This is a genomic window from Arsenophonus endosymbiont of Aleurodicus dispersus (assembly GCF_900343015.1).
GTDB lineage: Bacteria > Pseudomonadota > Gammaproteobacteria > Enterobacterales > Enterobacteriaceae > Arsenophonus.
On the sequence record NZ_LR025108.1, the window covers coordinates 166535 to 178864 of the forward strand.

The 12330-nt window shown below is 34.2% G+C and carries 8 protein-coding genes and 1 tRNA gene; 7 read left to right on the top strand and 2 right to left on the bottom strand.

What is annotated here, in order from left to right; genetic code table 11:
• Nucleotides 1-762: 762 nt before the first annotated feature.
• Nucleotides 763-2385: a glutamine hydrolyzing CTP synthase gene (gene pyrG, locus WBAF_RS00565; protein ID WP_121463157.1), complete on the top strand. Its 1623-nt coding sequence runs from the start codon at nt 763-765 to the stop codon at nt 2383-2385.
• 74 nt (nt 2386-2459) lie between these two features.
• Nucleotides 2460-3776 (top strand): phosphopyruvate hydratase, encoded by a 1317-nt coding sequence (gene eno, locus WBAF_RS00570; RefSeq protein WP_121463158.1) that lies wholly within the window; start codon nt 2460-2462, stop codon nt 3774-3776.
• Between the two features lie 1441 nt (nt 3777-5217).
• On the opposite strand, the gene gloB is transcribed toward eno, so the two are convergent.
• A complete protein-coding gene (gene gloB, locus WBAF_RS00575; RefSeq protein ID WP_121463159.1) occupies nt 5218-5970 on the bottom strand; it encodes a hydroxyacylglutathione hydrolase in 753 nt (250 codons plus the stop codon).
• Nucleotides 5971-6013: 43 nt separating this feature from the next.
• On the opposite strand from gloB, the gene WBAF_RS00580 reads away from it, so the two are divergent.
• Nucleotides 6014-6715 (top strand): methyltransferase domain-containing protein, encoded by a 702-nt coding sequence (locus WBAF_RS00580; RefSeq protein WP_121463160.1) that lies wholly within the window; start codon nt 6014-6016, stop codon nt 6713-6715.
• Between the two features lie 2 nt (nt 6716-6717).
• Here WBAF_RS00580 and rnhA read toward each other — a convergent pair whose 3' ends face one another.
• A complete protein-coding gene (gene rnhA, locus WBAF_RS00585) occupies nt 6718-7170 on the bottom strand; it encodes a ribonuclease HI (protein WP_121463459.1) in 453 nt (150 codons plus the stop codon).
• Nucleotides 7171-7225: 55 nt separating this feature from the next.
• On the opposite strand from rnhA, the gene dnaQ reads away from it, so the two are divergent.
• The 4 genes from dnaQ to WBAF_RS00605 all read left to right on the top strand — a co-directional run bounded on the left by dnaQ (nt 7226) and on the right by WBAF_RS00605 (nt 12308).
• Nucleotides 7226-7966: a DNA polymerase III subunit epsilon gene (gene dnaQ, locus WBAF_RS00590; RefSeq protein WP_121463161.1), complete on the top strand. Its 741-nt coding sequence runs from the start codon at nt 7226-7228 to the stop codon at nt 7964-7966.
• Between the two features lie 115 nt (nt 7967-8081).
• Nucleotides 8082-8158, top strand: a tRNA-Asp gene (locus WBAF_RS00595).
• Nucleotides 8159-8433: 275 nt separating this feature from the next.
• A complete protein-coding gene (tkt, locus tag WBAF_RS00600) occupies nt 8434-10428 on the top strand; it encodes a transketolase (RefSeq protein ID WP_121463162.1) in 1995 nt (664 codons plus the stop codon).
• A 716-nt stretch (nt 10429-11144) separates the two neighbouring features.
• The gene (locus WBAF_RS00605) at nt 11145-12308 is read left to right on the top strand and encodes a phosphoglycerate kinase (RefSeq protein ID WP_121463163.1); all 1164 of its coding nucleotides are present in this window, start codon (nt 11145-11147) and stop codon (nt 12306-12308) included.
• Nucleotides 12309-12330 lie beyond the last annotated feature (22 nt).

The window sequence follows — 12330 nt, forward strand, 5'->3', positions numbered from 1 at the left end:
GTAAATAGTAAATACTAAAATATGCATAGGCTATGTTCTACCCAAAATCTCTCAAATAGCTGTTTAAAAACATTAGGTAAATATTAGCACAACACTGGCGAAATATAAAAATATCTATTAGTTGTTTCTTTTATCTAAGAAACAAATATGAAAACTAATCAAATAACAATTTTATTTTTAAACAGTTATTTTTTTAGCTACAAGCAATCATTTAAATTTTATTAGGCGATTTAGGTTAAAATAGTAAAGTAAATTTCATGTGTACTATGAACTTTAAGAAGTAAATTAACTGTTAAATTGTTCTAGATTTAATTAGTTGTTTACCTAGCAAAATTATTGCATCTAAAGCTTAATTAGTGGCATTACTACAATAGAAAAAATTTCCAGAGCTCCGTATTTATTTAGATAGGTACTAGATAATCTATCACACGCCGTTTATCTGGTTTAATTCCTGCCACAATATACCTGAAGTGATATCAATCATTAGATCATTTCATATTAATTTGTGCGATAAAATGAAAAAACTTTGTTAAAAATTAATTATTTTTTAGCTAAATAAATTAAGTATTAATTTAGATTAAATAATCGATCAGCTATTTATTAAAATAAATTTACTACAGCTAATTATTGATATTTAAAGATTATTGGTGAAAATTACCTCTAATAGGTTTAGTATATTTGTAGCAGATTTAAGGTTAGGGTATACTGCCTTCCCATCCTATGATATTCATCATCTTTTACACTTTAATTTTCAGGTTCATCATGAAAATAAATTATATTTTTGTAACTGGCGGTGTGGTTTCCTCTTTAGGTAAAGGCATTGCCGCAGCATCTTTTGCTGCTATACTTGAAGCGCGTGGACTGAATGTTACCATTATGAAACTAGATCCTTATATTAATATTGATTCAGGCACAATAAGCCCAACTCAACATGGAGAAGTTTATGTTACCGAAGATGGTGCAGAAACTGATCTTGATCTAGGTCATTACGAACGTTTTATTCGTACTAAAATGACACACCGTAATAATTTCACCACCGGTAGCGTATACTCTGAAGTCTTACGTAAAGAGCGTCGTGGTAATTATTTAGGCGAGACAATTCAAGTTATTCCTCATATTACTGATGAAATCAAAAGTCGTATTATTAGTTGCGGAGAAGGTCATGACATAGTTTTGGTAGAAGTTGGTGGCACAGTGGGAGATATTGAATCTTTACCTTTTTTGGAAGCTATTCGCCAATTAGCAGTTGATGTTGGTCGTAAACACACTCTTTTCCTACATCTTACTTTAGTACCTTATTTACCTACTGTAGGTGAAGTTAAAACCAAACCTACCCAACATTCAGTAAAAAAACTTCTTTCTATTGGTATTCAACCTGACGTGCTCATTTGTCGTTCAGATCGGGTTATTCCGATTAATAAACGGGCAAAAATTGCGCTTTTTTGCAATGTACCGGAAAAAGCAGTTATTTCATTAGAGGATGTTGATTCTATTTATAAAATTCCTTCATTATTGCAATCTCAGCAGTTAGATGATTATATTTGTGAAAAATTTGAACTTACATGCTCATCAGCTGATTTATCTGAATGGGAACAGGTTGTTGATGCACAAACTAATCCAGTAGGTAAAGTAACTATTGGCATGGTAGGTAAGTATATAGAATTACCTGATGCTTATAAATCAGTTATTGAAGCGTTAAAACATGGTGGGTTAAAAAATCGTTTAGCAGTAAACATAAAACTAATTGATTCTAAAGATATTGAAGCATGTGGTACCGAGCTACTAGAAGGGCTTGATGCTATCCTAGTTCCAGGTGGTTTTGGTGAGCGTGGTATCGAAGGGAAAATTATGACAGTACGTTACGTACGGGAAAATAATATTCCCTATTTGGGTATTTGCCTGGGAATGCAAGTTGCCCTGATTGAATATGCCCGCCATGTGGCTGGTATGAAAGGGGCAAACTCAACAGAATTTGTGCCAGATTGTCCATATCCGGTTATTGCCTTAATTACAGAATGGTCTGATGATAGTGGTAATATTAAAGTTCATAATGAGAATAGCGATCTTGGCGGTACGATGCGAGTAGGTGGTCAATTATGCCATTTAATGAAAGGCAGTAAAGTCCGTGAGTTGTACAATAACGACACAATTATAGAGCGTCATCGCCACCGTTATGAAGTTAATAATATGCTTTTAGCCCGTATTGAAGAAGCTGGTTTACGGATTGTGGGAATATCAACAGACAAGAAGCTAGTAGAAATTATTGAAGATCCTAAGCATCCTTGGTTTGTCGCTTGTCAATTTCATCCTGAATTTACTTCGACACCAAGAGATGGCCATCCTTTATTTACTGGTTTTATCAAAGCAGCAAAGGAATATAAGTAAGGCAAAGAGATATGAGCTAATGATATTAATTTGTTACCATTATCTAAAATTGAATTTGTACTGAGGAAAATTTTATGTCTAAAATCGTTAAAGTAATTGGGCGCGAAATAATTGACTCCCGTGGTAATCCAACTGTTGAAGCAGAGGTTCATTTAGAAGGTGGATTTGTTGGTTTAGCAGCGGCACCATCTGGTGCATCAACTGGTTCACGAGAAGCGTTAGAACTACGTGATGATGATAAAGATCGCTTTTTAGGTAAAGGCGTTTTAAAAGCAGTTGCAGCAGTAAATGGCCCAATTGCTAATGCATTGATCGACCAAGACGCCAAAAATCAGGCTAATATTGATAAAATCATGATAGAATCAGATGGTACAGAAAATAAATCTAAATTAGGTGCTAATGCGATTTTAGTAGTTTCACTAGCTAATGCAAAAGCGGCTGCGGCGACGAAAAGCATGCCTTTATATGAGCATATTGCTGAATTGAATTGTACGCCCGGTAAATTCTCCATGCCATTACCAATGATTAATATTATTAATGGTGGCAAACATGCTGATAACAATCTTGATATTCAAGAGTTTATGATCCAACCAGTTGGTGCAAAAAGCTTGAAAGAAGCTGTTCGTGTGGGGTCAGAAGTTTTTCAACATTTAGCAAAAGTATTAAAAGCCAAAGGGATGAATACCTCTGTGGGAGATGAAGGTGGTTATACCCCAAATTTAGAATCTAATGCAGCAGCTTTAGCAGCAATTAAGCAAGCTGTTGAAGCCGCAGACTATGTATTAGGTAAAGATATTACCTTAGCTATCGATTGTGCTGCATCAGAATTCTACAACCAAGAAACTGGTAATTATGAGCTTAAAGGGGAAGGTAAAACTTTTACTTCACAAGATTTTACCCATTATTTAGAAGAATTAAGCAAACAATATCCTATCGTATCTATTGAAGATGGTCTTGATGAGTCAGATTGGAATGGTTTCGCCTATCAGACTAAATGGTTAGGTAACAAAATTCAGTTAGTAGGTGATGATTTATTTGTTACTAATACTAAGATTTTGCAAAAAGGTATAAAAAAAGGTATTGCTAATTCTATTTTGATTAAATTTAATCAGATTGGCACCTTAACTGAAACTTTATCAGCAATTAAGATGGCCAAAAATGCGGGCTACACTGCGGTTATCTCACATCGTTCAGGGGAAACTGAAGACGCTACAATTGCAGATTTAGCAGTAGGAACGGCAGCTGGCCAAATCAAAACAGGCTCAATGAGCCGCTCTGATCGAGTAGCTAAATATAATCAGTTAATCCGTATTGAAGAAGTATTAGGTGACAAAGCGCCCTTTAATGGACTAAAAGAAGTAAAAGGCCAGGATTTAATTTACTGTTATTGATTAATCTATCTCTATTCAAGACGAAACACTTAATATTATCTAGCCTTTTTATTTTTTAAAATTGAATATAGTTTATGCATTTATCATGCCTTAATAAGGTTTAATATTTATTAAAATTATTAATTTATTTATCATTATTATCGATTCAAAATTAGCTATCCTAAAATAGACTATCACACACAGCATAAGGAAAAATATTCCGTTCTTTAACAACAATTTACTAATTAAGTTTAAACTGACTATGGTGTAAATAAGTTCAATTAGCATCAGTATTGATTAGACGCTTAAGTCTAATGTTAGTTTAGCGAAGACTATCAGTTTAATTAATTTTATACTTTTCAGTTTTTGTAACGTTTTTTCCTCTGAGCTTTACAGGTTATCTGCTATAAACAAAAAATTGTTAACATTATTAACGATAATACCATTTTAACTTAAAGGAAGTCAGAAAATGTATTATATACATGTTATTATTAATGAGTTTTGAAATTTAAATAGTATAAGTATTGGCATAAATAAATTTATTAGCAATAATTAAAAAAAACAATAGACCTTTTAAACCTAATTTAAATTAAATTGAGCAATAGTTCATTATTATGACTTTTGGTAATAATAGATCAGTTCGATAAGTAGTAACTATGTTTTACTTTATAACTGCTAATAGCACGCTGTTTGGTTAATATATGTTTATTATTATTGGCAACAATAAAACAAATACTATTCAATACTTATTGATCATAAACTGCATCTTTAAGTAGCAAAAAAGTAAAGTAACCTGGATGGATGTATTATTTTATACTTTAAATTAGGATTATAGACGTTAAGATAGGTTAACGGCAGTACAGAAAATATGGCTGCTTACGGTAAGGTAATTTGTTCGCCAATATTGTTAAGGGCATTATTATTATAATTGCAACGCACATTATTTCGTAATATCTCACTGAAAAATAAAATTTTAGGTACATAATTGATTGTTTCTTTGGGAAGTGATAACAACCTATAATTGATAGATAATCAAAGATATTCATTTTTCTTGATGGTATTACACAGCCTTCACCACCATGATAAGAATAAAATTTTAAAGGCCAATCAACTTAAGCGCTACATATGCTACATATTACTAACCAGTCATATAAATTAATCTACCATAAAACTATTACCTGCCACTGTGAGATAGCAGTGGGATTTAAAGATAGGAACCAGTGTAAACTCCATTACAGTTCATTACTAATATAACAACAAAAACTATTAAATAGGTTAATTACTAATCGGTGGGTTCAATATCTTTATTAGCTCAAGACAGATCTCGTGTTTGCTTATTTGGTGTCATTTTACCATAAAAAATAAAAACATAGGCAAATAGTATCTCCTTTCTCTTAATTTATTAACTTTTTAAATAAAAATATAATAATACTGATCTCAGTATCTAATAATAACCAACGATTTAAAAGCTATCTTTTAATTTGCGTATTTTTGCAAATACTTCACACTTTGAACCAATAGTAGTAGAAAATCCCAATACTTTTTGTAAATAAGGATCATCATATCTCAAGAAAATATTGATCTTTTTTTCAACTATAAGTTGTGATGGCAATGTAGATTGTTTTTGGGCTCTTTTTTCATTCACAGATAAAGTATAAGCTTCTATCGCCTCATCATAGGGTAACAAATAACTGGCAAATACCATATTTGCAGCAGTATACTCATGTGCGCAACATATTAGCGTCTCATCAGGTAAAGCTTTAAGAGTTTCAATTGAATTAAACATTTGTTCCGCTGTTCCTTCAAAAATACGTCCACAACCACCAGAAAATAGTGTATCACCACAAAATAAATAAGGTTTTTGATAGTAAGCAACATGTCCTAATGTATGTCCTGGCACAGCAAAAATTTGCCATGAGAAGCAGGCAAAATTTAGCTGCTCTCCGCCTTTTATTACACAAGTTGTTCCTTTACTACTGGTTTCCAGTGGGCCATAAACGACTAATTCTGGATAATATTTTTGTAATTCTTTGACGCCATCAACGTGATCATGATGGTGATGAGTGAGTAAAATAGCTACTGGGTTTATAGCATTTTGTTCTAAAAATTGCTGTACTGGCTTAAAGGTACCAGGATCAACAATAATACAGTTACCTTGATAGGTTAATAGCCATATATAATTATCAACTAAAGAAGGAATTCTGATAAGCTCCATAATAATACCTCATAGCTAAAGGGTGGGTTATAAGGATATTACAATGAAGTCAGCTCGTATTACTCAACGATCTAAAACGCACGACTCCTGGGAGGATATCCAATGGGGAGAGTATTACCGTATTGCATTAAACCAGCAGCTAAAACCATGGTGGCCCAAAATATTTGGTTTCCATTTACTAAAAATTGGCCAATATAGTTTACAAATTGATACTAAAGCATCGTTGATTAACCATCAATTTAGCATGAATAGAGCCGGAAGCAACTGTCAATTATTAGGTGAGTATAATGAAATGCCTTTCAAGAATAAATCAATTGATGCCTGTCTTTTAATACAGCAACTATCTTATAGTACTAACCCACATCGGTTATTGCGTGAAGCAGATAGGGTTTTGATTGATGATGGTTGGCTAATTTTATCTAATTTTAATCCCTTTAGTTTGCTAGGGATAGGGAAATATATTCCTCTTTTGAGTAAACAGCAACCCTATTGTAGTAATATGTTTTCAACCTGGCGTCAACTTTATTGGTTGAGCTTATTAAATTACGAAGTACTGCAGCAACAAAGTTTTCAAATTATACCTTGGATAAGTCCTGATCATTTTATCAATAGAAATTTACAATTTGCCGGTTGTATCAACCTTATTATTGCCCGTAAAAGAACGTTACCGTTGACACCTACACCAATAAAACTTATGCAACCCAGCATTAAAGTAGGTAAGACCTTAGGAGTTGTTAAGTCTTAGCGTTAGCGACTATCCTCTTCTGTGGGTGAATTTGCCGCGTTTCTTGCTAATTCATCGCATTGCTCATTTTCAGGATGTCCTGTATGGCCTTTAACCCAGCACCATTCTACTTGGTGCCGAGAAACTGCGGCGTCTAATCGTTGCCATAAATCAACATTCAAAACAGGCGATTTATTTCCACGTCGCCATTGGCAATTTTTCCAACTATATATCCATAAGGTTATCCCCTGACGTACATATTGACTATCAGTCGTTAGAATAACTTTGCATGGTTGTTTAAGCATTTCCAAACCAATAATAGCAGCAATTAACTCTATACGATTATTAGTGGTACGAAAATAACCTTTGCTTAATGTTTTTTCATGTTTATGATACCGTAGTAAAATGCCATAACCCCCTGGACCTGGATTACCTAAGCAAGAACCATCGGTAAAAATTTCTACTTGTTTTGTCATTTCTGATAAACTAATTTGATTCATGATTTATATAAGTCTGACGTAAAAAGGTACTATGAGCACAATGATTACACGACAAATTGTTCTTGATACAGAAACTACTGGTATGAATAAGTTAGGGATCCATTATGAAGGACATAATATCATCGAAATTGGCATAGTAGAAGTTATTAATCGCCGCTTAACCGGTCGTAATTTCCATGTTTATATAAAACCAGCACGATTAGTTGACCCTGAAGCGTTTAGAGTTCATGGTATTAGTGACGAGTTTTTACAGGATAAGCCAACTTTTGCAGAAATAGCAGATGAATTTTTAGATTTTATACGTGGTGCTGAGTTAGTCATCCATAATGCCCCTTTTGATATTGGATTTATGGATTATGAATTTTCTAAGTTAAATAGATATATTCCACCAACAGCAAACTTTTGTCAGATCACTGATAGCTTGGTACTGGCTAGAAAGTTATTCCCTGGAAAAAGGAATAATCTTGATGCTTTATGTAATAGATATCATGTCGATAATTCAAAGCGTACATTACACAGCGCATTGTTCGATGCTCAGATCCTAGCTGAAGTCTATATGGCAATGACAGTAGGACAAACCTCTTTAGCTTTTTCAGTTGCTTCAGAGCCTGGTAATGAAGTTTACACAGATGATATTAAACGAATAGACCGAAAAGCGATAGGATTAACTGTGATTTATGCTAATCAGGAAGAAATTCTTGCCCATGAAGAAAACCTAGATCTAATTGACAAAAAAAGTGGAAAAATTTCTATTTGGCGTTCACCTACCTAATGGCGAAAATGATCAAGCTAAACATTAGTTATTATTACACTTTTAGCTAAAAAAATATTGACGTATAGATCTATGATTCGTAATATAATAATCGTTCTTAACTCGATTATACCATGGTGCGGTAGTTCAGTTGGTTAGAATACTGGCCTGTCACGCCGGGGGTCACGGGTTCGAGTCCCGTCCGCACCGCCAATGTTATAAACAAATGATCATATTCCCATAAAATAATATCCAATCTAACAGCATTTTTGCTTAGAAAAAATTATGATATTTATGTTTTTATTTTCGTCGTAGTACAAAGTACGGTTATTATTATTTAATTCATTTATTTTAATTTTTTTACTATTATTTTGTTACCGATGATTATTTATGGCAAATACCTAAATTAAATTCTAACTGTTAAGACGAAAAAGCAACTTTAATAAAATTAGTATAAAATTTGCTATTTATTTGATTTGGAGTAACCAATGATCACTCGTAAAATTCTTGCTAATGCTATTCGTTTCCTAAGTATGGATGCAGTACAGAAAGCAAAGTCAGGGCATCCAGGTACGCCAATGGGAATGGCTGATATTGCTGAAGTACTCTGGCGTGACTATCTAAATCATAATCCTTCTGATCCTAGCTGGGTAGATCGTGACCGTTTTGTATTATCTAATGGCCATGGTTCTATGTTACTTTATAGCTTGCTACATCTTACTGGTTATAATTTAACTATCGAAGAATTAAAAAATTTTCGCCAACTTAATTCTAAAACACCAGGACATCCTGAATATGGTTATACTCCAGGTGTTGAAACCACAACTGGCCCGCTTGGACAAGGGATCGCAAATGCGGTAGGTTTTGCTATTGCCGAACGAACATTAGCTGCGCAATTTAATTATCCAGACCATAATATTGTTGATCATTATACTTATGTATTTATGGGTGATGGTTGCATGATGGAGGGCATCTCACATGAAGCTTGTTCACTGGCAGGAACACTGCAATTAGGTAAACTTATTGCCTTATATGATGATAATGGGATTTCAATAGATGGTGAGGTAGAAGGTTGGTTTACAGATAATACTGCCGAACGTTTCACTGCTTATCACTGGCATGTTATCAAAGATATTAATGGACATGATCCTGAACAAATCAAATCAGCAATAGAACAAGCCCGTAAGATTACCAATAAACCCTCTCTATTAATTTGCAAAACAATAATTGGTTATGGTTCGCCCCATAAGGCTGGTTCCGAAGAATCTCATGGTTCACCATTAGGTGAAACTGAGATTGCAGAAATCAGGACAGCACTAAATTGGTCATATCCACCTTTTGAAATACCAGCAGATATTTATCAATCCTGGGATGCTCGCAAAATAGGTCAGAAAAAAGAAGCTGCCTGGCATGAAAAATTCACTGCGTATCAACAAGCTTTCCCACAACTTGCCGATGAGTTTATTCGTCGTACTAAAGGTAAATTACCAGCTAATTGGCAAGCGGTTGCCAATAATTTAGTTACCGAATTGCAACGCAACCCTGCTAATATTGCCAGCCGTAAAAGTTCACAAAATACGTTAGAAGTTTTCGGTAAGGTATTACCTGAACTTTTAGGCGGCTCCGCTGATTTAGCACCGAGTAATTTAACCATGTTGTCAGCTTCTCAGTCATTAAAAAAATATCCTGCCGGTAATTATATTCACTATGGTGTACGTGAATTTGGGATGTCGGCTATTATGAATGGTATTGCCTTACATGGTGGTTTTATCCCTTATAGTGCAACATTTTTAATGTTTGTTGAGTATGCGCGTAATGCAGTACGTATGGCTGCGTTAATGAAAATTAGTAGTATTTTTGTTTATACTCATGATTCAATTGGTCTGGGTGAAGATGGGCCAACTCATCAACCTGTTGAGCAATTAGCAAGTTTGCGAATGACCCCTAATATAAGTACTTGGCGTCCTTGTGATCAGGTTGAATCGGCCATTGCCTGGAAATATGCCATTGAGCGTAACGATGGGCCAAGTGTGTTGATTTTTTCTCGTCAAAATCTTGATCAGCAACTACGTGATACTAAACAGTTAGCAAACATTATTAAAGGGGCTTATGTTCTAAAAGATAGTGAAACAACCCCTGCGCTTATTTTGATTGCAACTGGCTCGGAAGTTAGTTTAGCGGTTAATGCTTACGAACAGTTAACTGCAGAAGGCTATAAAGTACGGGTGGTTTCTATGCCATCAACGGATACATTTGATAAACAAGACGCCGATTATCGTGCGTCTGTATTGCCATCTTCAGTTACTACACGACTTGCTATTGAGGCAGGAATTGCAGATTATTGGTATAAATATGTTGGCACCACTGGTGCGGTTGTTGGTATGCATACTTTTGGTGAGTCAGCACCTGCTGATGTTTTATTTAAAAAATTTGGGTTTAGCGTAGAAAATGTGATTACAAAGGCTAAGTCTTTATTATTGTAATTAACCTAATGTAAATATCTTGATTATATGATCCAATATTCTTTTTTATTTAAGCAGATGATTATGATTTATAATAAAAATCCTAAGTAAAAAACTGTAATTATCAATATTCTTAGCCGTTAATAAATAAGTGGTTAAATTTAAGGAATAGTATAGTAGTTAGAGTTGAAATTAATAGTTTTGGGAAAATAGAGCGCAGCATATTTAAGAGTACTTAATAAATACCAAGCTCAAAAGGAATAGCGCATTTATTTAAATATGATTCTAGCAATGATAAATTTACAGGGATGTGCGCGTGACTAACTATCTGTTAGTAGTAGATAATGACCTGATTAATCTTTAGTTTAAGATTTTTAAACTACCATTGCTAGATAGTTATTATAATTTATTCAGGAACAGAATATTTTCTCATCATGCAATTCTTGTCTATGCTGCTAACCAATCTAGTATTCCTGTGGATATCACTACTTGGATCACACCAATATTTATAATCTTTAAATATTATTTTTCAGCAAGATAGTTTGCGTACCAATTATCAATGTAACAACAGTCGATCTAGCAGCAAATGGTTCATTTCGTGGTATAGTTGATTATAATAAATTGCCGTTAGCCATTGCTGCTACTAATTTCAAAAAATATGTAGATTAACAGAAATAGGTATATTGTTTCTCTATACGCAGCAGAAGATTAATAATCTAAAGAATAAAGGATTTACCATGTCTATAATTAAGATGACCGATTTAGATCTAGCTGATAAAAAAATATTCATCCGGGCGGATCTAAACGTTTCAGTCAAAGATGGCAAAATTACCTCTGATGCACGGATCCGTGCTTCTTTACCGACAATTAAAACTACTTTAAAACAAGCCAAAAAGGTAATAGTAACGTCTCATTTAGGTCGACCAATTGAAGGCGAGTACAATGAGAAGTTTTCATTAAAACCTGTTGTAGACTATTTAACAGATAAGCTAAACCACCCAGTTCGTTTGGTAAAAGATTATTTAAATCGAGTTGAAGTTGCTAATGGCGAGCTGATAGTACTTGAGAACGTACGCTTCAATAGAGGTGAAAAAAAGAATGATGAAACATTATCTAAGCAATATGCGGCACTTTGTGATATCTATGTAATGGATGCTTTTGGTACCGCGCACCGTGCTCAGGCATCAACCCATGGTGTAGCAAAATTTGCACCTATAGCATGTGCAGGGCCACTGTTATCTGCTGAGCTAGACTCATTAGATAAAGTATTAAAAGAGCCGGCCCGTCCAATGGTTGCCATCGTTGGTGGTTCAAAAGTTTTGACTAAATTAACTATCTTGGATTCTTTAGCCAAAATTGCCGACCAGATTATTGTCGGAGGTGGTATTGCCAATACTTTTATCGCAGCTGAAGGACATAAAGTAGGTCGTTCTTTATACGAAAAGAACTTAATCAAAGAAGCCGAAAAATTATTATCTACTTGCGATATTCATGTACCCACTGATGTTCGTGTGACGCCAGAATTTTCTGCAACAACAGATGCAGTGATGAAATCTGTCAATGATATCAAAGATGACGAATATATTTTGGACTTAGGTGATGAAACTACTGAACGTTTAGTAGATATAATTAAAAAAGCAAAAACTATTTTATGGAATGGCCCGGTTGGAATTTTCGAATTGCCTAATTTTCGTCATAGCACCGAAGTGATTGCACAAGCTATTGCAGAAAGCGACGCTTTTTCTATTGCTGGTGGTGGTGATACCTTAGCGGCTATCGATCTGTTTGGTATTGCAGATAAAATTTCTTATATTTCTACTGGCGGTGGGGCTTTTCTTGAATTTATAGAAGGAAAAAAATTACCAGCTGTGGGCGTATTAGAAGAACGAGCAAAACAATAAATAATCTTTTTTTTAAAAATAA

Excerpts from the sequence above, each read along its gene's own strand:
- pyrG (WP_121463157.1), top strand. The coding sequence starts at position 763 with ATGAAAATAAATTATATTTTTGTAACTGGCGGTGTGGTTTCCTCTTTA.
- eno (WP_121463158.1), top strand. The coding sequence starts at position 2,460 with ATGTCTAAAATCGTTAAAGTAATTGGGCGCGAAATAATTGACTCCCGT.
- gloB (WP_121463159.1), bottom strand. The coding sequence starts at position 5,970 with ATGGAGCTTATCAGAATTCCTTCTTTAGTTGATAATTATATATGGCTA.
- WBAF_RS00580 (WP_121463160.1), top strand. The coding sequence starts at position 6,014 with ATGAAGTCAGCTCGTATTACTCAACGATCTAAAACGCACGACTCCTGG.
- rnhA (WP_121463459.1), bottom strand. The coding sequence starts at position 7,170 with ATGACAAAACAAGTAGAAATTTTTACCGATGGTTCTTGCTTAGGTAAT.
- dnaQ (WP_121463161.1), top strand. The coding sequence starts at position 7,226 with ATGAGCACAATGATTACACGACAAATTGTTCTTGATACAGAAACTACT.
- tkt (WP_121463162.1), top strand. The coding sequence starts at position 8,434 with ATGATCACTCGTAAAATTCTTGCTAATGCTATTCGTTTCCTAAGTATG.
- WBAF_RS00605 (WP_121463163.1), top strand. The coding sequence starts at position 11,145 with ATGTCTATAATTAAGATGACCGATTTAGATCTAGCTGATAAAAAAATA.